Below are 21,262 nucleotides of genomic sequence, written 5' to 3' on the forward strand. Positions count from 1 at the left end.
GTCGGACGGGACGAGGGGCGAAAGACGTCCGAACGGACCCGGCCCGCAACCCGGACAGAGCGGTTCGCCTGGCGCGCGACACGCACCGGAGCGGACGCGTACCCGCCTGGGCCCAGGCCCGGGCACAGGCCCGGTCCCCGGCTTCACCTGCTCGCGGCCATGACCCGCGCGCCGACCCGCCCGCGCCACGCGACCCGCCGGCGCCACGCGGACCGCGCCGCCGCACGGTGGCGTGCGGCGGCGCGGGTGGAGGGTGCCGGGCCCCGCCGCTCCCCTACGCGGCCCAGGTCCCCCGGGCCGCGACGCGGCGTGCCCACGGCTCCAGGTCGGCGGGCTCGCGGCCCAGGACCCGGCGTACGTCGTCGGTCACCTCGGCCATGTGGCCCGCCCGGAGCACCTCGAACAGGTCCCCGATCCCGTCGGCGGCGGCCGGCGGCCATCCCTCGGCGAGGAGCTCGGCCCGGTAGGAGGCCGGCGTGAGCTCCTCGTAGCGGATGGGGCGGCCGGCGGCCTCGGCGATCGTCCGGGTGGCCTCGGCGAAGGTGAGGCCGCGCGGGCCGGAGAGTTCGTAGGCGCGGCCCGCGTGGCCGGGCTCGGTGAGCACCGCCGCCGCGACCGCCGCCACGTCGTCGGCGTCGATGAACGGCTCCGGTACGCCTCCGTCCGGCAGACCCAGGCGGCCCGCCCGCAGCGGGGCCAGCCACAGGTCCTCGTCGAAGTTCTGGAAGAAGTTGTTCGCCCGCAGGAGGGTCCACTCGGCCCCCGATCCACGGACCGCGCCTTCGGCGGCGGCCATGCCCAGGCCGAAGGAGCCGCCGTCCGCCTTCTCGATGCCGTGGCCGGAGAGCACCACGAAACGGTGCACGCCGGATGCGGTGGCCCGCCGCACGAACTCCTCTACGGGAGAGGGGTCTTCGGGGGCGACCAGGTAGACCGACCCGGCCCCGGCGAGCGCGGGCTCCCAGGTGGCGGGGACGGTCCAGTCGAAGGTCACCTCTCCGGAGCGGGAGGCGGCCCGGACGCGGGCGCCGCCCGCGTCGCGCAGGCGGGCGACCAGCCGGCGGCCGGTCTTCCCGGTGGCTCCGAGGACGAGGAGGTCGGACGAGGTGCCGTGCTTGCTCTGCGTTGTCATGGGGCAAGTCCATCGCGGCCCGGCCGCCGGAGCCATGGGCGTCCGTCCGCCGTGCATAGGTGATCGTCCGGGCGTGGCCGCCGCACCGCGCCGGGTCTGCCTATCGTTGGCGCCATGGACGTGTTCGACGAGCTGTTGCGTGGCGTGCGGGGCAAGGGTGCGGTCTTCGGGCGTTCGGTGCTGTGGCCGCCCTGGTCGCTGCGCTTCACCGACGGGGCCTACCTGACCCTGATCCTGCCGCTGCGCGGCGCGGGGTGGATCGTGCCGGAGGCCGGGGAGCCCCGACGGGTGCAGCTCGGCGAGGCCGCGATCGTCCGGGGGCCCGCGCCGTTCTCGTTCACCGACGACCCGGCGAACGCCTCGGGGACGGGCCCGGCCCCCGGCGTTCGGGAGGTGCGGTGGGGCGAGGAACGACCGGACGCCGCCGAGGGGGACGACGAACTCAGCGGCCCCACCGTGCTGCTCGCCGCCGCCTACGACGTCCGGGCACAGGTCCCGCAGCGGCTGCTGCGCGCCCTGCCGCCCGTCCTGGTGGTGCCCGACGAGCCGGACTGCGAGCCGCTGCACGCCTACCTGGAGGGCCAGATCGGCGGCGGCCGGCCGGGGCACCAGATCGTGCTCGACCGGTTGCTGGACTGGCTGTTGGTGTGCACGCTGCGGGACTGGTTCGACCGGCCCGAGGCCCAGCCGCCGGGCTGGTACGGCGCGCTCGGCGACGAGGTGGCGGGCCCGGCGCTGCGTGCGATCCACGAGGATCCGGCGCATCCCTGGACCACGGCCGAGCTGGCGGCGCGGGCGGGGGTGTCGCGGACGACCCTGGCGAAGCGGTTCACGGAGCAGGTCGGCGACGGACCGGTGGCCTACCTCACCGACTGGCGGATGACGCTCGCCGCCGACCTGCTGAGCCGTACCGAGCTGACGGTGGCGGCGGTGGCCCGGCGGGTCGGCTACGCGGACGCGTTCGGCTTCAGTGCGGCGTTCAAACGGCTGCGGGGCGCGAGCCCCAGCGCGTACCGGCGGGAGGCGGCGGCCGCCCCGGGACCGGACCGGGCCGTTCCGGCGGGCTGAGCTGGCCGGTGCCGGCCCGGTCCGACCGGGGCCGGCACCGGTCGGGCGGCTCCCGTGCGGTCGTGGTGCCGTGGGGCGACCGCCGCACCGGGAGCGCCTGTCCGTCCCGTACGGGTCAGGCCCAGGCGCCCGCCGCCGCCGCGTCGCGGACGAAGTCGGCGACGTCGCGCGGCGGGCGGCCGAGCGCGCGGCGGACGCCGTCGGTCAGCGGGGCCTCGCGGCTCGCGAGGATCGGCTCCATCGCCTCCGTCCAGACCGCGGCCTCCTCCTCGGACACGCCCTGCGCCACGAGCCCGGCCCGGAACGCGGACGGCTCGACCGGGACGTAGGCGGTGCGCACGCCGGTCACCTTCGCGATCTCGTCGAGCACGTCGGCGACGCTCAGCGCGCGGGGGCCGGACAGCTCGTACACCTCGCCGTCGTGGCCGTCCCGGGTGAGGGCCGCGACGGCGACCGCCGCGATGTCGTCGGCGTCGACGAACGCCGCGGTGCCGTCTCCGGTCGGCAGTGACAGTTCACCGGCGCGTACGCCGTCGAGGAAGACGCCCTCGCTGAAGTTCTGGGCGAACCAGCCGGGCCGCAGGATCGTCCAGGCGACGCCGGAGGACCGGACGGCCGCCTCGCTCTCCCGGTGCGGGGCGCCGACCTTCTCGGAGAAGTGGCCGGGCGTGTCGGCGCCCCGGGCCGAGAGCAGCACCAGCCGCCGCACGCCGCTCGCGACGGCCTGCTCGATGAAGGGGGGCGTCGGGGAGGGCGAGTCCTCGGTGCCGACGATGTAGACGGCGTCGGCTCCGTCGAGGGCCGGCTGCCAGGTGGCCGGGTCCGCCCAGTCGAAGGGGGTGTCACCGGAGCGGGAGGCCGCGCGGGTCTCCACGCCCAGCTCGCGGAGGAGGGCGACGACCCTGCGGCCGGTCTTGCCGGTGCCGCCGAGGACCAGGACGGTGCCCGGGCCGTTCGTCGTGCCGGTGCGGGTGGTGTCGTTGTGTGTCATGCGTCGAGCCTCGCAGGGGGGGCCGACGGCTGCCATGGGTGATCGTCCGGAGGGCATGTCCGCGCGTCCGGGGCTGCCGCGCCTGGGAAGCGGGGCCGTACGGTGCGGGAGCCACGCCACCGGCGGGTCGGGCCGTCACTCCGATGCCCGCGCGCGGCCGGGCGCGCCGGGGGGACCGGAGCCGCAACGCCCGGGAGGGTGCCCGGCGCCGTACGGTCCGGTCCCCGGCGCGGGATCAGGAGAGCGACTTCTCGGGCACCTCCTTCTCCTCCGGCCGGGGCACCGGATCGGGCGCCGCGCCGGCGCGCAGCCAGGTCAGGGCCGGACCGGTGACGGCCGTGGTCACCAGCGCCATCAGGACCAGCATGGTGAACAGCTCCGGCCCGATGACACCGAGTTCGAGGCCCACGTTCAGGACCACCAGCTCCGTCAGGCCCCGGCAGTTCATCAGCGCCCCGATCGACAGGGACTCCCGCCAGGGTCTGCGGCAGGCGCGGGCGGCGAGGGCCGCGCCGCCCCACTTGCCGAGGATCGCGACGAGCAGGATCGCCCCCGCCCACAGCCAGAGCTCGGGCGTGGCCGCCAGCCCCCCGATGTCCGTGCGCAGCCCCGTGTGGACGAAGAACAGCGGCAGCAGCACCGGCACCGTGAACGCCCGCAGCCGCGCGGCCGAGACCTCGATGCGGTGCCCGGTGCGGGGGGTGATCACGCCGAACAGGAAGGCGCCGAACAGGGCGTGCACCCCGATCCGGTCCGTGGCCAGCGCCGACAGGCACAGCCCGCTGAACAGCGCGACGAGCACCACCCCGTCCTGGTACCGCTCGGCCCGCGCCGCCCAGCGCGCCAGCAGCGGTTTCACCAGGCGGAGCATGACGAGGGTGAAGACCACGGCCAGGACGGCCGTCGTGGCCGCCTCCATCGGGGAGCCGGCCGACGCGAGGGCCACCACGAGGGCGAGCAGGCACCAGGCGACCACGTCGTCCACGGCCGCGCAGGCCATGGCGAGCGCGCCGAGCGGGGTGCCGTAGAGCCCGCGGTCGATGAGGATGCGGGCGAGCACGGGGAACGCGGTGATGCTCATGGCCACCGCGATGAACAGGGTGAACGGCAGTCGGCCCACCCCGTCCGGTGAGAACCGGTCGTAGAGGGAGACCGCCAGGACCGAGCCGAGCACCAGCGGCAGCAGCATGCCGGCCTGGCTGACGGCCACCGCCACGCGCGTGTGGCCGCGCAGGCTCTTCAGGTCCAGCTCCAGTCCGACCAGGAACATGAACGCCAGCAGCCCCAGTTGGCCGAGGACGGAGGTGTACGGCAGGACGGCGGGCGGGAAGAGCCAGTGCTGGGCCTCCGGCCAGATCCAGCCCAGCAGCGAGGGGCCCAGCAGGATGCCCGTGGCGATCTCGCCGACCACCGGGGGCTGGCCGAACCGGCGGAAGAGCGCCGCACCCGCCTGGCAGGCGAGGATCACGACGGGGACGGCGACCAGCAGTGCGGGCAGCGGGTCAGCGGACGACACGGGTGCCTCCTTCGGTGGCGGTGGCGGTGGCGTTCGGGCGTACGAGGGCGGGGGCGGGGCGGCCGGCCGCGGCCGGCGGTGGGGCGGAGGCGGCCTCGGACCACAGGGCGTAGCGCCGCAGGCCGTACAGCAGGGGCTGCGGATCGTCCCGGACGGTCACGCGGTCGACCTCGGCGAACACCGCGGTGTGGTCGCCGAACCCGACGGCGCGGACCACGGTGCAGTCCGCGACGGCGTGGGCGTCGGCGGTCAGGTGGGGGCCGCCCGCGCCCAGGGGCAGGCGCCACTCGGTGCGGTCGAAGCGGTCGGGCGCGCCGGAGGCGAACAGGTCGGAGGCGGCGCGGGCCCGCTCGTGCAGCAGGTTGACGGCGAAGTGCCCCTGCGCGAGCAGGACGGACAGGGTCGGGCTGGCCGCCCGTATGCACACCACGAGCGTGGGCGGCGCGAGTGCGACGCTCGCCACGGAACTGCAGGTCAGGCCGTGGGGTGCGGCGTCGGAGTCCAGCGTGGTGACGATGGACACCCCCGTCGGGAAGGCGGCCATGAACGGGCGGAGGTCGGGCTGCCGGCCCCCGGACGCGACGGCGGCATCGACCGGTGCGCCGCCCGGCGCGGGCGCCGGACGCGGATGCGGCTGGGGCGGGCCGGAACGGGACACGGAGTGGTGGGGCATGTCGGACTCCTGGAGTGGCTGAAACACGGCGGCCCGGCAGCCGGCGGGAGAGCCGTGCTGCCGGACCGTGGGAGCGGGAGGCCGCGGCGCGCCGGGTGCTGCGGCCGCGGGAGCCGGAGAGCCTTACGCGCCGTGCAGTTGACGCAGGTAGTCGTACGCGCTGGGCAGCGTCTCCAGCAGGTTCTGCTGCTGGCGCTTGACGGTGTCGAAGAGGGGCTCGGCGCCGGCGACGGACTCCGGACGGTGGGCGAGCGAGGGCAGCGGGGCGTCCGGCTCCAGGCCGAGGCCCGCGAAGATGCAGTAGTAGCTGCCGTTGGTCCAGAAGTTGCGGAACTCCGCCTCGAAGTTGCCGTAGTACGTGGACTCGTCGGTGATCGGCGAGTTGATGGGCAGGCCGGCCTTGTAGGCGGAGATCTTCTGCTGGATGTTGTCGGGGAGGGTCAGGGTCTTCTGCGCCTGCCAGAACGGGGTGTCGTTGCGCGGCGCGTAGTAGAAGTGCGCCTGGATGAAGTCGCGGGTGTCGTCGAACATCACCTCGATCTCGTGGTTGAAGCTGTCGACCAGACCCTTGTTGAAGGTCTTGTCCGGGAAGTGCTTGGCCAGCTGGTAGATGGCCGCGGTGATGAAGTAGATGCCGGTCGACTCCAGCGGCTCCAGGAAGCAGGAGGACAGGCCGATGCCGACCACGTTCTTCACCCACGCGCGGCGGTTGCGGCCGACGCGGAAGCGGATGTGGTTGAACTTGGTCTCCTCCACGTCCAGGCCCCACATGTCCGCGAACTCGCGGGTGGCCGTCTCCTGGTCGGTGAACTTGCTGGAGTACACGTAGCCGGTGCCGAAACGGCCCAGCATCGGGATCTTCCAGGCCCAGCCGGCCGACATCGCGATCGACGAGGTGTACGGCTCCACGCCGTTGGCTTCGTCGTCGTGCGCGACGGCCGTGGCCACCGCGCTGTCGCACAGCAGGTGGTCGCTCATGTCGATGAACGGCTCCTCCAGCGCCTGGTTGATCAGCAGCCCGCGGAAGCCCGAGCAGTCGACGAACAGGTCCGCGTCCAGAGCCAGTCCGCCCTTGGTGTGCAGGGTGGTCACGTAGCCGCGCCCGTCCTGCTCCACCCGCACCATCTCGTCCTGCACGTGCCGGACGCCCTGCTTCTCGGTGGCGAACCGCCGCAGGAAGTCGGCCACCAGCTGGGCGTCGAAGTGCCAGGCGTACCGGGTGGCCGGCCGCCCGTCGAGCCAGCGCGGGGCCTTCATCGCGTCCATCACGGGGGGCTCGCGGAAGCAGGCGTAGTCGAAGGGCTCGGTGGTCCGGCCCTCGTACTTGCGCTTGAACCAGTAGTGCGACAGCGGGGTGTGGTCGTAGTCCGGCAGCAGGCCGAAAGGGTGGTAGAAGTGGTCGGGACCGCCGCCCGGCAGCTCGCGGGCCGTCGCCTCGCCCTGCCCGCCCGTCCGCCAGTTGACGAAGCGCACGGCCATCTTGAAGCTGGCGTTGCACTCCCGCATCCACTCGTCCTCGGCGATGCCCAGGTAGTCGAAGAACGACCGCTGGAGATTGGGCACGGTGGCCTCGCCGACGCCGATGCGCGGGATGGAGGGCGCCTCCAGGACGGTGATGTCGACCGTGCCCTGGAGCGCCTTCCCGAGATACGCGGCGGTCATCCAGCCGGCCGTGCCGCCGCCCAGGATGACGACCTTCTGAAGCCGGGTGTCGGTGCTGGTCATGAAACAGCCCTCATTTCGCAGTCGGCGGTTCGGGTGGTCGTGCCCATCAGGGTGGAGAACCGGCCTATCACCGCTCTACACGGCTCGAATCCCGCCGGTATAGGGCGTTTGTAGAAGGCCCGAACACACTCGTCGCAGGCAGTGCGGCAGGCGTACAACCACCGGGAGGACGCGATGACCACCGCAGCGATCGAGACAGCGGGGCCCGCGGTGCGGGTCCGCTTCCTCGGCGACTTCGAGCTCACCGTCAACGGCGCGCCCGTCCAGCGCTGGCGGGCCGGAAAGGCCCGCGGCCTCTTCCAGTACCTCGTCGTCCACCGCGGCCAGATGCTCACCCGCGACCGGCTCTACGCCTCCCTGTGGCCCGGCGCCGACAGCACCGCCGGCAGCTCGCTCAAGGTCGCCGCCCACGCCCTGCGCCGCGTGCTCGACGCCCACCCCGACCGCCCCGGCAGCTCGGGGATCCGGCTCGTCTACCGCGACTTCGGCTACGTCCTGCACGTCAGCGGCCTGTGGTCCGACCTCGACCGCTTCCAGGAACTCGTGCACGGCGGCCTGCGCGCCGCCCTGGCCCGGGACACCCCGCTCGCCCGGACCCGGCTGCGCGCGGCGCTCGACCTCTACGGCGGCGAGTTCCTGCGCGGCGAGAACGCCGACTGGGTCGTCGAGCAGCGCGAGTACCTCAGGGCGCTCGCGCTGCGCGCCCTCGGCGTGCTGCGCGCCGACGCCGAGGCCCGCGAGGACTTCGTGGAGCTGATCGGGATCTGCAGACGCACCTTGGAGATCGACCGCCACCACGAGGAGACCTACCGGGCGCTGATGGCCGCCCACGGCCGCCGCGGCGAACTGGCCTGCGTGCGGCGCTGGTACGAGCTCTGTGCCCGCCGGATGCGCGAGGAGCTGTCGGTGGCCCCCGACGCGGAGACCCAGCGGCTGCTGCACACCCTGATCCCGACGCAGGCCCCGGCCGCGCCCAGGGCCGCCGGCGCACCGGCCGGCACCGGCGGCCCGGCGGCCACGGTCCGCGCCCTGCGGTCCGCGCCGCGCCGGCCCGCCGCCGCGGTCTGGAACCCGGACCCCCGCACGGCGGCCCTGGCCCGGCCGGTACGGCGGGCCAGGCCCGACAGCCGCACGGCCGCCGTCCTGGCCCGTACGGCCGACTGAGCCGAAGCCGAAGCCGAAGCCGAAGCCGAAGCCGAAGCCGAAGTCCGCGCCGACGCCCGCGATGTGCCGCCCACTCCGCCCTCCCCGCCCTTCCCGCGATTCCGTGATCGAGTGAGGACTCCACCGTGACCGTGCTGACCGTTCCACAGCACCCCGGCCCGCCCCGGGCCGAGGCGCCCGCGGCCCCCCTGCCACCCCGTTACGACGACCAGTGGATCGACGGCGCGTGGGTCGCCTCCGACGCCGAGGGCCGCCTGGTCGTCACCGATCCCGCGACCGAGCGGGCCCTGGCGACGGTGCCCGCGGGCACCGCACGGGACGCCGACCTGGCGGCGCGCGCCGCCGCCGCGGCCTTCGCCGGCTGGGCCGCGACCCCGCTGAAGGAGCGGGCCGGGCTGCTGCGCCGGGTCGTCGGAGCCATGGAGGCGCGGGCCGACCGGTTCGCCGAGGTGATCACCGCGGAGGTCGGCGCGCCGACCCGGATGGCGCGCCAGACCCACGTCGGGCTCTCCCTGGGCATGGCGGCCCACTGCGTGGAGACCGCCGCCTCCTACGCCTTCGAGGAGCGGATCGGCCACTCCCTGGTCGTCCGCGAGGCCGCCGGGGTGGCCGCCTGCATCACCCCGTGGAACACCCCGCTGCTGCTCACCGTGCAGAAAATCCTCCCGGCCCTCGCGGCCGGCTGCACCGTGGTGCACAAGCCGAGCGAGATCACCCCGCTGCACGCCCGACTGCTCGCGGGGGCCTTCGCCGAGGCCGACCTGCCGCCCGGCGTCTTCAACATGGTGGTCGGCACCGGCCCCACCGTGGGCACCGCGCTGGTCACCCACCCGCTCGTGGACGTGGTCTCGCTCACCGGCTCGACCCGCGCCGGCCGCGAGGTCTCGGCCCTCGGAGCCGACCGGGTCAAGCGCGTCCACCTCGAACTCGGCGGGAAGAACGCCAGCCTCGTCCTCGACGACGCCGACCTGGCCGCCTCCGTCGCCGCGACCGTGGACCAGATGCTCTTCAACACCGGCCAGACCTGCCTCCAGTGGAGCCGGCTGCTGGTGCCCCGCGCCCGGCAGGACGAGGCCGTGCAGCTCGCCGGCGCGGCCATGGACGGCTACGTGACCGGCGACCCGCGCGACCCCGCCACCGACCTCGGACCGCTGGTGTCGGCCGCGGCACACGCCCGCGTCACCGCGTACGTGCGCCGCGGCGCCGAGGAGGGCGGTGCCCGCCTGGTCCGCGGCGGCCCCGGCCGGCCCGACGGACTGGCCACCGGCTACTACGTACGCCCGACCATCTTCGCGGACGTGGACCCGCTGACCACCATCGGCCAGGAGGAGATCTTCGGCCCGGTGCTCTGCGTCATCCCCTACGACGACGAGGAGCAGGCCGTCCGCATCGTCAACGGCACCCGCTACGGGCTGCACGGCGCGGTCTGGTCCGCGGACGACGCCCGCGCCGAGCGCGTCGCGCGCCGCTTCCGCTCGGGCCTCGTCGACGTGAACGGCGGCCAGTTCAACCCGGCCGCCCCGTTCGGCGGGTTCAAGCAGTCCGGCATCGGCCGCGAATGCGGCACGGCCGGACTGGAGTCCTTCCTGGAGACCAAGTCGATGCAACTGCCGCAGGGCCGGGGCGGACAGGTCGTCGGACCGCGGCTGCGGTCCACCGCGGCCGCACGCCCCGCGGACACCGAGAGGAACGAGCGATGACCGAGCGGCACGCCGCGCCCGCGGGGGCCACCGCCCCCGCCGCACCGGCCGACACCCCACCGCCCCCCGCCCACCCGGCGGAGCACACCCCCGCGACCACCCCCGCGACCGGGGCCTGCGCACCCGCCGCGACCGCGCTCCCGCCGCTCTTCGCGCGACTGGAGCGCTGGACCCGGGAACAGCCCGACGAGACCGCCGTCAAGGCCGTCGACGGCACCCTCACCTACGCGGCGCTCACCGCCCGCACCGCCCGCTACGCCGCCGCGCTCGCCGCGGCCGGAGCGGGCCCCGAGACCCCGGTCGGCCTGCTGCTCGGCCGGTCCCGGGAGAGCGTGCCCGCCCTCCTCGCCGTCTGGAGCATCGGCGCGACCGCCGTGCCCATGGACCCCGCCCACCCGGTGGAGCGCCTCGGGCACGTCCTCGCCGACGCCGGGGCCGCCGTGCTGATCGCGCCCGCGGTGCCGGCGGGTCTGGAGGCCGGCACCGCCCGGCTGCTCACCCCCGCGGACATCCGCCGCAGCGCGCCCGGCGCGCTCTCCGTGTCGGTGCCCGCCCCCGACGGCCGCGCCTACCTCATCTACACCTCCGGAACCACCGGCCGCCCCAAGGGGGTCGAAGCCACCTACCGCGGCCTGGACACCTTCGTCTCGGCCCTCGCCGGACTGGGCCTGCCCCCCGGCGGTCTCGGACTCAACGCCGTCTCGCCCGCCTTCGACGGCTGGCTCTGGTGCACCCTGCTCTACCTCGTCCACGGCCAGGGCGTGGCCCTCGTGGACCTCTCCCTCGACGGTCTGCGCGAGGCCGCCGCCGAAGGCCGCGAGCCCCTGCCGGCCGGCCTGCGCACCGTTTCCCTGACCCCGTCCCTGCTCGCCGCGCACGGGGCCGCGCTCGGCGCCGCCGAAGTGGTCGTCGTCGCGGGGGAGGCCTGCCCCGCCGCCCTCGCCGAACGGTTCGCCGCCGGCCGCCGGCTGCTCAACGTGTACGGACCGACCGAGGTGAGCATCGCCGCGACCTGGGCCGACAGCAAACGGGGGGACGACGTGAGCGCCATCGGACGACCGCTGCCCGGCTACCGGGCGTACGTCCTGGACGACGACCTGCACCCCGTGCCCGAGGGGACGGAGGGCGAGCTCTACCTCGGCGGCCCCGCCGTCGCCCGCGGCTACCGCGGCCGCCCCGGCCTCACGGCCGCCCGGTTCCTCCCCGACCCGTTCCAGGGCGGCGGCAGCCGCATGTACCGCACCGGCGACGTCGTGGTCCGCCGGCCCGGCGGCGAACTGGAGTACCGCGGCCGCCGCGACGACCAGGTCAAGGTCCGCGGCCACCGGATCGAACTCGGCGAGGTGGAGCGCGTCGCCGCCGAACTCCCCGAGGTCGTCGCCGCGGCCTGCTGCCCGCTCGCCTCGGGCCAGACCCTCGGCCTCGCCGTGGTCGCCGTGCCCGGAACCGACCCGGCCGGGCTCGCCGCCCGCGTCGTCGAACGCTGCCGCAAGCACCTGCCCGCGGCCGCCGTGCCGAGCACCGTGCGCGTCCTGGAGCGCATCCCGACCCTGACCACCGGCAAGGCCGACCGCGAGGCGCTGGCCCGCGCCCTGGCCGCGCCGGAGGCCGGAGCGGGCGCGGCGGCGCACACCGCCGCGACACCGACCGAGCGGCTGGTCACGGCCGTCTGGGCCGATGTCCTCGCCATCGACGTACCCGGCCCGCAGGCCGACTTCTTCGAGCTGGGCGGCCACTCCCTGGCCGCCGCCCGCGCCGTCTCCGAACTGCGCCGCATCACCGGACTGCGCGTCGGCCTCGGCGCCCTGCTGGCCCGGCCCAGCGCCCGCGACTTCGCCGCCGAACTCGACCGGCTCGCCGCCGCCCGGCAGGACCCGGCCCCCGCCGAGACCGCCGAGGGGGCCTGAACCATGGGCACCTGGATCTCCACCTGGACCACCGACCCGGCGTACGCGGCCCTGCCCGCGCTGCTCTGCCTGCCCCCCGCCGGCGCCGGCTGCCAGCAGTTCCGCTCCTGGCAGGGCGCGCTGTCCGGCACCGCCCAGGTGTACGGCGTACAGCTGCCCGGCCGCGAGAACCGCTGGCGCGAGCCCATGCCCGACAGCTTCGACGAGGCCGTCGCCGCCGTCGCCGCCGAACTGGGCCGCACCGTCGCCGCCGACCGCCCGCTGGTCGTCTTCGGCCACAGCTTCGGCGGGCTCATCGGCTACGAGGTCGCCCGCCGGGTACGGCCGCGGGCCCTGGTGGTCAGCGGCTGCCGGGCCCCCGGCCACTGGGACGGCGCGGGCCGCGGCATCGTCGACGACGCGGACGAGCTCGACAAGCTCTTCGACACCGCCGGGCTCGACCCGGAACTCCTCGACGACGACACCCGCGCCCTGATGGTGGCGATGCTCCGCAAGGACGCCGCGCTGTCGCTCGGCTACGTCCACCAGCCGGCCCCCCGCCTCGACGTGCCCGTCCACGCCTGGGGCGCCGACGGCGACGAGACCGTCAGCGCGGCGGAACTCGACGGCTGGGCCGCGGTCACCACCGCCGGCCTCACCCGGCACACCACCACCGGCGGCCACCACGCCGTCCTGCGCGACCCCCGCCCCGTACTGGACCAGCTGACCGGCCTGCTGCGGGGCGAGCACGCCCCGCTCGCCCCCACTCCCTGACACCCGACCGCACCCGCCCGAGCCCGGAGGCCACCGTGCCCACCACCCATCAGGTCCTCGTGAACCACGAGGGGCAGTACGCGCTGTACCCGGCCGCGCGCGAGACGCCCGACGGCTGGAGGCCGGCCGGCTTCGACGGCACCGAGGACGCGTGCGCCGCCTTCGTGGACGACCACTGGACGGACATCCGTCCGCTCGGCCTGAGAGGGGCCTGAGATGGAGATCGACCTGCTGGACCCGGCGCCGTTCGGCCGCAACGACTTCTGGCCCGCCTTCACCTGGCTGCGGGCGAACTCGCCCGTCCACTGGCACCCCGAGCCCGGCGCCGACGACGGCGGCTTCTGGGTGCTCAGCAAACACCGCGACATCATGAAGGCCTACGCCGACGGCGACACCTTCAGCTCGGCGCGCGGCATGCGGCTGGGCAGCGACCCGGCCGCCGTCGCCGCCGTCGCCAACCGCATGCTGATCGTCTCCGACGTCCCCCACCACACCCGGCTCAAGCGGGCCCTGCACCAGGCCTTCGGACCCCAGCAGATGCCGCGCCTGGAAGCCCTGGTGGAGAAGGTCGTCGGCGAACTGGTCACCGAGGCCGCCGAACGCGACGAGCTGGACTTCATCGACCTCGCCAAGCAGCTCCCCAACCGGGTCGTCTGCGCCATGATGGGCATCCCGCGCGCCGACTGGGCCTGGATCGGGGCCCTGACCACCGACGCCTTCGACTCCCCGGACGACGCGGTGCGCACCAGCGCCCACTCGGAGATCTTCCTCTACGTCATCGAGCTGCTGGCCGAACGCCGGCTGCGCCCCGGCGGTGACCTGGTCAGCCAGATCGCCCACGACACCCTCGTCGACGAGGGCGACGGCAGCGAACGGCCGCTCAGCGACCAGGAGATCGTCTTCAACCTCAACGGCGTCCTGTCCGGGGCCAACGAGACGACCCGCTACTCGGCCGCGGGCGCGGTCCACATGTTCGCCGACCACCCCGACCAGTGGGACCTGCTGCGACGCCTCGGCCCCGACGGCATCGGCCCCGCGGTCGAGGAGATCCTGCGCTGGACCACCCCCGGCGTGCACGCCCTGCGCACCGCCGTCCGCGACACCGAGATCAACGGGACCCCCGTCGCCGCCGGCTCCCGGGTGACGCTGTGGAACGTCTCGGCCAACCGGGACGAGGAGGTCTTCGCCGACCCGCACGCCTTCCGCGTCGACCGCCGCCCCAACCGGCACGTCGCCTTCGGGCACGGCCGCCACCTCTGCCTCGGCGCCCGCCTCGCCCGCTTCGAACTCGGGGCGCTGCTCACCGAGATGCTCGCCGTGCTCGACGGCTTCGAACTCACCGGACCCGTCACCTTCAACTCCTCCAACTTCACCTGGGGGATCAACCGTCTCCCCGTGCGGCTGCTGCGCAGCCGAGCCTTCGCGAAGTAAGAAAGGGCCCGCACTGTGACCACCGCACTCGTCGACTTCAACCGCTCCGACACGCAGTTCCCCGCCACCGGATACCCGGAGCTGCTGGCCGAACAGGCCGCCCGCACCCCCCGGGCCACCGCCCTCGTCCAGGGCGACCGCTCCTGGACGTACGCCGAACTGGACGCGGCCACCAACCGCCTGGCGCACGCACTGATCGAACGGGGCGCCGCCCCCGGCGAACGCGTCGGACTCTGCTACCCGCGCGGCGCCGAGTACGTCCTGGGCTCCCTCGCCGTCCTCAAGACCGGCGCCGCCGTCGTCGCCCTCGACCCGGTCAACCCCGACGACCGGCTCGCCGCGATGATCGCCGACGCCGCTCCGCTGCTCGTCCTCACCCCGGCCGACCTCGCCCCGCGGATACCGGGCGGCGTCCCGCTGGCCGAGGTGCCCACCGCGGGCCGCGGCCGGCCGGACACCGCACCCGCCGTGGTGACCGGTCCGGACACCGTCAGCCACCTCATCTACACCTCCGGCTCGACCGGCACCCCGAAGGCCGTCCTCGAACGCCACGGCGCGCTCACCAACCTGGTCCACTGGACCCGGCGCGCGTACGGCGTACGGCCCGGCGACCGGGCCTCCTGGACGTCCACCCCCGGATTCGCCGTCCAGATCATGGAGTGGCTCGCCTACCTCCCGGCCGGCGCCGCCATCCACATCCCCGAGGCCGGGCAGGCCCAGACGCCGGAGCAGATCCGCGACTGGCTGGTCCGCGAGGGCATCACCCACACCATGCTGGTGGCCGCCCTGGCCGAGCCGGCCTGGCAACTGGAGTGGCCCGCGGACTGCGCGCTGCGCATCCTGGTGACCACGGCCGAGCGGGTGCACAGCTGGCCGCCCGTCGACACCCCCTTCCGGGTCGTGATGACGTACGGCACCACCGAGACCACCAACGTGCTGTCCTGCCTCGACCTCGGCACCGGAACCGACTTCACCAGCCAGGCCACCTCCGACGAGGTGCGCGCCACCCGGCAGGTCCCGGTCGGCGTGCCCATCGCCAACCTCCGCGTCCACCTCCTCGACGACGACGGCCGCCCCGTCGCCGAGGGCGAGGTCGGCCGGCTGCACGTGTCGGGCGCCGGAGTCGCGGCCGGCTACCACGGCCGCCCGGAGCTCACCGCCGCCAGGTTCCATCCCAACTTCCTGCCCGACGACCCGCACCCGGTGCTGTACGAGACCGGGGACCTGGCGCGGCGCCGCGAGGACGGGGCCGTGGAGCTCCTCGGCCGGTCCGACTCCCAGGTCAAGATCCGCGGCTTCCGCGTGGAACTCGGCGAGGTGGAGACGCACATCGCCCGCCTCGACACCATCGCCGAGGCCGTCGTCGTGGTCCAGGAGCGCGGCCCCGGCGACAAGCGCCTCGTCGCCTACGTGTCCCCGGCCGCCGCGGACGGCGCCGCGTCCGCCCTGCCGGACTCGGCCGCCGTGCGCGCCGAGGTCGCCCGCACCCTGCCCTATTACATGGTCCCCGCCTCGGTCGTCGTCCTGCCCGCCCTGCCGCGGCTGCCCAACGGCAAGGTCGACCGGCGCAGCCTGCCCGAGCCGCCGGAGGGCCGCGACGGGGTCGGGGCCGGCTACGAGGCCCCCCGCAACGAGATCGAGGACGGCCTCACCCGGCTGTGGGCGGAGGCGTTCCGCACCGACGGCATCGGCATCCACGACAACTTCTTCGAGCTGGGCGGCCACTCCCTGCTCGCCTTCCAGCTGATCGACGAGATCCGCCGCCGCTACAGCGTCGAGCTGAGCCTCTCCGACCTCTCCACCTGCCCCACCGTCGCCGAACTCGCCGCCCTCGTCACCAGCGGGCGCACCGGCGCGCACGGCTCCTTCGGCGGCCTGCCCGCCATCGTCCCGGACCCCGCCGGACGCTTCGACCCCTTCCCCCTCACCGAGAGCCAGCAGGCCCTGTGGATCGGGCGCGGCGGGCTGGTCGAGCTCGGCAACGTCGGCTGCCACGGCTACTTCGAGTGGGAGAGCGAACAGCTCGACGTCCCCCGCTTCGAGGGCGCCTGGCGCCGGCTCGTCGAACGCCACGACGCCCTGCGCACCCGCGTCCTGCCCGACGGCACCCAGCAGGTGTTCGAGGAGATCCCGGCGTACGAGATCCCCGTCACCGACTTCGGCGCCCTGGCCGAGGACGCCCGTACGGCCGAACTGGCCGCCCTGCGCGAGACGCTGTCCCACCAGGTGCTCGACGGCGACAGCTGGCCGCTGTTCGACGTGCGCGTCAGCCTGCTCGGCGGCGGCCGGGCCCGCATCCACCTCTCCCTCGACTTCCTGGTCGCCGACGCCTGGAGCTACTTCCAGGTCCTCATCCCCGACCTGGTCACCTACTACGTCGAGCCCGGCGCCGAACTCGCCCCGCTGGAACTGACCTTCCGCGACTACGTGCTCGCCGTCGGGGACTCGCTGCGCGACAGCGAGCTCTACCGCCGCTCCGAGTGGTACTGGCGCGACCGCCTCGCCACGCTCCCGCCCGCCCCGGCGCTCCCCGAGCGCCCGGCCGACGCCCCCGAGCTGCCCGTGCGCTTCGAACGCCGCAGCCACGTCGTCGCCCCCGAGCTCTGGACGAGGATCCAGGAACGGGCCCACGCCCGCGAGGTGACCCCGTCCGGGGCCCTCGCCGCCGCCTACGCCGAGATCCTGGGCACCGCCTCCGGCCAGGCCCGCTTCACCATCAACTTCCCGCTCTTCAACCGGCTGCCGCTGCACCCGCAGGTCAACTCCCTGCTCGCCGACACCACCACCACGCTCCTGCTGGCCGTCGAACAGCAGGACGACACCTTCGCCGGACGCGCACAGGCCGTCCAGCGCAGGCTCTGGGCCGACCTCGAACACCGCTACTTCAGCGGCGTGCAGGTCCTGCGCGAGCTGACCCGGATGCGCGGCTCGCTCGCCCCCGCCATGCCCGTCGTGATGACCAGCCTCGCCGGCCACCCGCCGCAGTACGAGGAGACCGAACTCGGCGCACCGGTGTACGGGATCTCCCAGACGCCCCAGGTGTCCCTGGACTTCCAGGTCTTCGAGAAGCCCGACGGCCTCACCTTCAACTGGGACTTCCTGCCCGCCGTCTACCCGGACGGGCTCGTCGACGCGATGTTCGACGAGTTCACCACCCTGCTGGAGTCCCTCGGCGAGGACGAGGCGTGGGAGCGGCACTCCCCGCCGCCCGGCGACGAAGCCGCCGCCCCCGGCCGCACCGAGGCCCGCGACACCGGCGACGCCTGGGAGCGCTACTGGGCCGGCATCCGGCGCACCGGCCGGGGCGGCGACGTCATCTGGGACGCCGACAGCGGAGAGGAGTTCCACTGGCTGCTCGGGCAGGCACAGCGCCACTTCGAGCCGGGCCTGCCGGTCATCGACCTCGGCTGCGGCAACGGCCGCTACAGCCGCGAACTCGCCCCGCACTACCCCTCGGTCATCGGCGTGGACGTCTCCGCCAGCGCCATCGACCACGCCAAGCGCGAGGCGCGCGGCACCGCGAACGTCGACTACCTCGCGATCGACATGACCGACGCCGAACAGGCCGCGGTCCTCGGCGACGGCCCGTACAACATCTTCGTCCGCGGCGTCTTCCACGTCCTGGACCAGGAGGCGCGGGCCCGGCTCGCCGCCGTCGCGGGCCGCCTGCTCGGCAGCGGGGGCACGCTGATCGTCCACGAGCCCGACTACTCCAGCAACTCCTTCGGCTACCTCGGCTTCGTCGGCGGCAAGCGGGGTCGCGCCGAGGACCTCGTCGGACCGCTGGAGGCGGCCGGCGTCCGGCACTCGAACCGCTTCACCCGGCCCGAACTGGCCGAGGCCTTCGGCGCGGACGCCTGGGAGGTCGTCGAGGACGAGGCGATCGAGCTCCACGCCATCGACCCCCAGTCGGACTCCGAGGCGCTGCGGCTGCCCGGCTACTACGCGGTACTGCGCCGCAAGCCCTGATGACGGGCGGCGCACCGGCCGGCGTCGCACTGGCCGGACCGACCGCGGCGGTGCTGGCCCGGGCCGGAGACGTACGGGAGCTGCTGACCCGTACCGAACTGGCCCGGGCCGGCGCCCTGCGCTCGGCGGGCGACCGGGACGACTTCCTGGCCGCCCACGCACTGGTCCGGCTCTGCGCCGGGCGGCTCCTGGGCCGCCCGGCGCACAGCCTCACCGTCGTGCAGAGCTGCGGCCGCTGCCCCCGCCCGCACGGCCGCCCGCGCCTGGCCGAGGCGCCCGGCACCGGGGTGAGCCTCGCGCACACCCCGGGCTGGGTCGCCGCGGCCGCGGCCTCCGGGCCCGTCGGCGTGGACCTGGAGACCGTGGACGGCCGCCCGCCGGACCCGCGGACGACCGCCCTGGCCTGTACGCGGGAGGAACGGGCCGCCCTCGCGGCGGCCGACCACCCGCAGCGCGCGTTCCTGCGCCAGTGGGTGCGCAAGGAGTCCCTGGTGAAGGTCGGGGCCGGCACCCTCGATGAGGCGGCCCGCCTCGACCTTCCGGTGTACGGGCGGGCGCCGGCCCGTTGGCGGGGCTGGCGGCTGCTGGACTGGGACGCGGAAGGAGAACGGGTCGTCGGATGTGTGGCGGCCCGCGAAGAGATGCGGCTGCGGCTGCTCGGCTGAAAGACTGGACCCGTGGAACGACGTACGACCGACCGGCTGCTCAGGGCGCGCGCACAGGCGATCGGGGGCGGGGTCCGGGAGGACACCGTCGCCGCCGTCCTCGACCGGGTGCTGGCCGTGCAGGCCCAGGACCTGCCCGCCGCGGAACTCGGCCTGCGGGTGCGCGCCCGCGGGCTCACCCTCGACGCGGTGCGCCGCGCCACCGACATCGAACGGAGCGCCGTCCGCGGCTGGTTCATGCGCGGCACCCTCCACCTGGTGCCCGCCGCCGACGCCCGCTGGCTGCTCGCCCTGTTCGGGCCGATCTACCTCGCGCTGGCCGCCCGCAGACTGCGCGAACTCGGCCTGGACGAGGCCCTGTGCCGACGTTCCGAGCGGCTGATCACCGACGCGGTCGCCGCCGAGGGACCGCTGACCCGCGCCCGGCTCACCGAGCACCTCACCACCCTCGGGGTCGAGCCGAAGGGCCAGTCCGCCTTCCACCTGATCCGCCGGGCCGCGCTCGCCGGTCGGATCTGCCACGGCCCGCAGCGCGGCGGCGAGGCCACCTTCGTCCTCCTCGACGACTGGCTGCCCCCCGCCGGACCGCTGCCCTTCACCGGCGCCGCGGCCGAGCGGGAGCTCGCCCGCCGTTACCGGCTCGCCCACGGCCCGAGCGACGCCCTCGACTTCGTCCACTGGTCGGGGCTGAAGACCACGGCGGGCAAGAGCGCCTGGGCCGCCGTCCAGGGTCCCGCCGACGCCGGGCCGCCCGTCGATCCCGACCCCGCCGACCCCGACGTCCGGCTGCTGCCGGCCTACGACAACTACCTGGTCGGCTACCGCACCCGGGACCTCGCCGTGCCCGCCGCGCACGAACGCCGGGTGTGGCCCGGCGGCGGCCAGATCCGGGCCACCGTCCTGGTCGACGGCCTGGCCGTCGGCACCTGGTCACGTGCCCGCGGCGGCAAGGAGGTCACCGTCGAACCGTTCCCGGGGACCGAGCCCCCGAGCCCCGCCGCGGCCGCCGCGCTCGCCCGCGAGAGCGCCGACGTCGTGCGCTTCTCCAGCGGATCTCATCGCCTCTCTACGCCCGGCCTATAGTCCGCCGCATTCATAACCGCCCGCTAACCACGGGTCCATAGCGTCACTGCCGTCCCCCCTTCCGTACCCATCAGAAAAGGGCGTCGACATGGCACTCGGTCGGCATTCCGATTTCAATCGCCTGTGGTTCGGGCAGACCGTCAGTAATTTCGGCGACAAGATCTCCCTCCTCGCCCTCCCGACCCTCGCGGTCGTGATCCTCGACGGCGGAGCCTTCGAGGTCGGCGTACTGGGCGCGCTGCGCTTCCTCCCGTTCCTGCTGCTCGCCCCGGTCGCCGGGCTGGTGGCCGACCGGGTCTCGCGGCGCACCGTGATGATCGTCGCCGACCTGGGGCGCTTCCTGGCCCTCGGCACGATTCCGCTGGCCTTCGCGCTCGACTCGGTCAGCATGGTCCACATCTATCTCGTGGCCGCCATCACCGGCTGCCTCACCACCTTCTTCGAGGTCTCCTACCAGTCCTGGCTGCCCCAGCTCATCGGGACCGAGAACCTCATCGAGGGCAATACCAAACTCCAGATCAGCCGCAGCGTCGCCGAAGCGGTCGGAGCGGGCGCCGGCGGCGCCCTGATCCAGTTGCTGGGCGCGGCCCGCGCCATCACCGCGGACGCCTTCACCTTCCTCGTCTCGCTCGTCGCCCTGCTCGTCATCCGCCACCGGGACGTCCGGGAGCGGACGGAGGAGCGCAAGGCCTCGGCGAAGGCCGAGATGAAGGAGGGCATGCGCACGCTGTTCGGCAACCCGGTCCTGCGCGGCCTGTTCACCGCCAACGTCGTGGTCAACCTCGGCGCGGCGATGGGCGACGCCCTGCTGATCGTCTACGCGTACAAGGTGCTCGACCTGAGCCCCGGCCAGGTCGGTGCCGCCTTCGCCGTCATGTCGGTCTTCGTCATCGTCGGCGCGGTCCTCTCCGAGCAGGTCGCCAAGGTCCTCACCGTGGGCCGCGTCCTGGTCCTGACCGCGGTCGTCCTCGGCGTCGGCTACATCCTGGTGCCGACCGGCGGCGCCGTCGGCGGCTTCGTCGGCCTGATCGTGGTCCAGGCCGTGATCGGCTTCGTCTCCCCGATGTTCGACATCCACGTCCTCAGCCTGGTGCAGGGGGTGACGCCCAACGAGCAGATGGGCCGCGTCAGCGGTACCGCCCTCTCCGCGGTGTACGGCGCCCTGTCCCTCGGCTACTTCGCCGGCGGCGCGCTCGGCGAGGCGGTCGGCCTGACGGCCGGTCTCGCGGTGGCCGGCGCGGTCACCATCCTGGGCGGTCTGACGCTGCTGGCCGGACCGGTGGCCAAGATCAAGGAGATGCCCGGCGGCGAGGACGCCGGGCCGGACAGCCCGGCCACGGCTCCGGACGAGGCCAGGATCACCGCCTGAGCGGCGCCCCCGGGACGGTCCGGGGGGCGCGGGAGCGGGTGCCGGTCGAACGGCACCCGCTCCGCACCGCCCGCCGCGTCCCACCCGCCCGAGCGGCGGTCCCCGACGCGACCACG

At 74.7% G+C, this 21,262-nt stretch carries 16 protein-coding genes; 11 read left to right on the forward strand and 5 right to left on the reverse strand.

Annotated features, from left to right (window positions below; translation table 11 throughout):
- Nucleotides 1–274: 274 nt before the first annotated feature.
- A complete protein-coding gene (locus tag CP968_RS32065; RefSeq protein ID WP_150521311.1) occupies nt 275–1,132 on the reverse strand; it encodes an NAD(P)H-binding protein in 858 nt (285 codons plus the stop codon).
- Between the two features lie 114 nt (nt 1,133–1,246).
- Here CP968_RS32065 and CP968_RS32070 point away from each other — a divergent pair, with 114 nt between their 5' ends.
- On the forward strand, nt 1,247–2,200 hold the full coding sequence (locus CP968_RS32070) for an AraC family transcriptional regulator (protein WP_150521312.1): 954 nt from the start codon (nt 1,247–1,249) through the stop codon (nt 2,198–2,200).
- Nucleotides 2,201–2,315: 115 nt separating this feature from the next.
- Here CP968_RS32070 and CP968_RS32075 read toward each other — a convergent pair whose 3' ends face one another.
- From CP968_RS32075 to CP968_RS32090, 4 genes are all read right to left on the reverse strand, one after another.
- On the reverse strand, nt 2,316–3,191 hold the full coding sequence (locus CP968_RS32075; protein WP_150521313.1) for an NAD(P)H-binding protein: 876 nt from the start codon (nt 3,189–3,191) through the stop codon (nt 2,316–2,318).
- 235 nt (nt 3,192–3,426) lie between these two features.
- The gene (locus tag CP968_RS32080) at nt 3,427–4,707 is read right to left on the reverse strand and encodes a cation:proton antiporter (protein ID WP_150521314.1); all 1,281 of its coding nucleotides are present in this window, start codon (nt 4,705–4,707) and stop codon (nt 3,427–3,429) included.
- Entirely contained in the window at nt 4,694–5,380 is a 687-nt protein-coding gene (locus tag CP968_RS32085; protein WP_150521315.1) for a flavin reductase family protein, read from the reverse strand. Before CP968_RS32085 ends, CP968_RS32080 begins: the two co-directional genes overlap by 14 nt.
- Before the next feature lie 123 nt (nt 5,381–5,503).
- Nucleotides 5,504–7,105: a tryptophan halogenase family protein gene (locus CP968_RS32090; RefSeq protein WP_150521316.1), complete on the reverse strand. Its 1,602-nt coding sequence runs from the start codon at nt 7,103–7,105 to the stop codon at nt 5,504–5,506.
- A gap of 174 nt (nt 7,106–7,279) precedes the next feature.
- On the opposite strand from CP968_RS32090, the gene CP968_RS32095 reads away from it, so the two are divergent.
- The 10 genes from CP968_RS32095 (at nt 7,280) to CP968_RS32140 (ending at nt 21,146) form a co-directional block, all read left to right on the forward strand.
- Nucleotides 7,280–8,269: an AfsR/SARP family transcriptional regulator gene (locus tag CP968_RS32095; protein ID WP_208836003.1), complete on the forward strand. Its 990-nt coding sequence runs from the start codon at nt 7,280–7,282 to the stop codon at nt 8,267–8,269.
- A 188-nt stretch (nt 8,270–8,457) separates the two neighbouring features.
- On the forward strand, nt 8,458–9,969 hold the full coding sequence (locus CP968_RS32100) for an aldehyde dehydrogenase family protein (protein ID WP_150522255.1): 1,512 nt from the start codon (nt 8,458–8,460) through the stop codon (nt 9,967–9,969).
- Nucleotides 9,966–11,876, forward strand: coding sequence for a non-ribosomal peptide synthetase (locus CP968_RS32105; RefSeq protein WP_189828918.1), 1,911 nt, complete (start codon nt 9,966–9,968; stop codon nt 11,874–11,876). Before CP968_RS32100 ends, CP968_RS32105 begins: the two co-directional genes overlap by 4 nt.
- A 3-nt stretch (nt 11,877–11,879) precedes the next feature.
- Complete coding sequence (locus tag CP968_RS32110; RefSeq protein WP_150521317.1) at nt 11,880–12,629, forward strand: thioesterase II family protein; 750 nt, start codon at nt 11,880–11,882, stop codon at nt 12,627–12,629.
- A gap of 35 nt (nt 12,630–12,664) precedes the next feature.
- Complete coding sequence (locus CP968_RS34280) at nt 12,665–12,844, forward strand: MbtH family protein (protein WP_167536892.1); 180 nt, start codon at nt 12,665–12,667, stop codon at nt 12,842–12,844.
- 1 nt (nt 12,845) lies between these two features.
- The gene (locus CP968_RS32120; RefSeq protein ID WP_150521318.1) at nt 12,846–14,060 is read left to right on the forward strand and encodes a cytochrome P450; all 1,215 of its coding nucleotides are present in this window, start codon (nt 12,846–12,848) and stop codon (nt 14,058–14,060) included.
- A gap of 15 nt (nt 14,061–14,075) precedes the next feature.
- Entirely contained in the window at nt 14,076–18,029 is a 3,954-nt protein-coding gene (locus CP968_RS32125) for a non-ribosomal peptide synthetase (protein WP_150521319.1), read from the forward strand.
- Nucleotides 18,029–18,694, forward strand: a complete 666-nt coding sequence (locus CP968_RS32130; protein ID WP_150521320.1) for a 4'-phosphopantetheinyl transferase family protein — start codon at nt 18,029–18,031, stop codon at nt 18,692–18,694. Before CP968_RS32125 ends, CP968_RS32130 begins: the two co-directional genes overlap by 1 nt.
- Nucleotides 18,695–18,706: 12 nt before the next feature.
- Nucleotides 18,707–19,777 carry a winged helix DNA-binding domain-containing protein gene (locus CP968_RS32135; RefSeq protein ID WP_150521321.1) on the forward strand — a complete coding sequence of 357 codons (1,071 nt, stop codon included), beginning with the start codon at nt 18,707–18,709 and terminating at the stop codon, nt 19,775–19,777.
- Between the two features lie 88 nt (nt 19,778–19,865).
- Nucleotides 19,866–21,146 carry an MFS transporter gene (locus tag CP968_RS32140; RefSeq protein WP_150521322.1) on the forward strand — a complete coding sequence of 427 codons (1,281 nt, stop codon included), beginning with the start codon at nt 19,866–19,868 and terminating at the stop codon, nt 21,144–21,146.
- Nucleotides 21,147–21,262 lie beyond the last annotated feature (116 nt).

The sequence above is a fragment of the Streptomyces subrutilus genome (genome assembly GCF_008704535.1).
Classification (GTDB): Bacteria; Actinomycetota; Actinomycetes; order Streptomycetales; family Streptomycetaceae; genus Streptomyces; species Streptomyces subrutilus.

Coding starts and splice junctions, on each gene's coding strand:
- CP968_RS32075 (WP_150521313.1), bottom strand. CDS start 3,191: ATGACACACAACGACACCACCCGCACCGGCACGACGAACGGCCCGGGC.
- CP968_RS32085 (WP_150521315.1), bottom strand. CDS start 5,380: ATGCCCCACCACTCCGTGTCCCGTTCCGGCCCGCCCCAGCCGCATCCG.
- CP968_RS32110 (WP_150521317.1), top strand. CDS start 11,880: ATGGGCACCTGGATCTCCACCTGGACCACCGACCCGGCGTACGCGGCC.
- CP968_RS32130 (WP_150521320.1), top strand. CDS start 18,029: ATGACGGGCGGCGCACCGGCCGGCGTCGCACTGGCCGGACCGACCGCG.
- CP968_RS32105 (WP_189828918.1), top strand. CDS start 9,966: ATGACCGAGCGGCACGCCGCGCCCGCGGGGGCCACCGCCCCCGCCGCA.
- CP968_RS32065 (WP_150521311.1), bottom strand. CDS start 1,132: ATGACAACGCAGAGCAAGCACGGCACCTCGTCCGACCTCCTCGTCCTC.
- CP968_RS32095 (WP_208836003.1), top strand. CDS start 7,280: ATGACCACCGCAGCGATCGAGACAGCGGGGCCCGCGGTGCGGGTCCGC.
- CP968_RS32090 (WP_150521316.1), bottom strand. CDS start 7,105: ATGACCAGCACCGACACCCGGCTTCAGAAGGTCGTCATCCTGGGCGGC.
- CP968_RS32120 (WP_150521318.1), top strand. CDS start 12,846: ATGGAGATCGACCTGCTGGACCCGGCGCCGTTCGGCCGCAACGACTTC.
- CP968_RS32140 (WP_150521322.1), top strand. CDS start 19,866: ATGGCACTCGGTCGGCATTCCGATTTCAATCGCCTGTGGTTCGGGCAG.
- CP968_RS32070 (WP_150521312.1), top strand. CDS start 1,247: ATGGACGTGTTCGACGAGCTGTTGCGTGGCGTGCGGGGCAAGGGTGCG.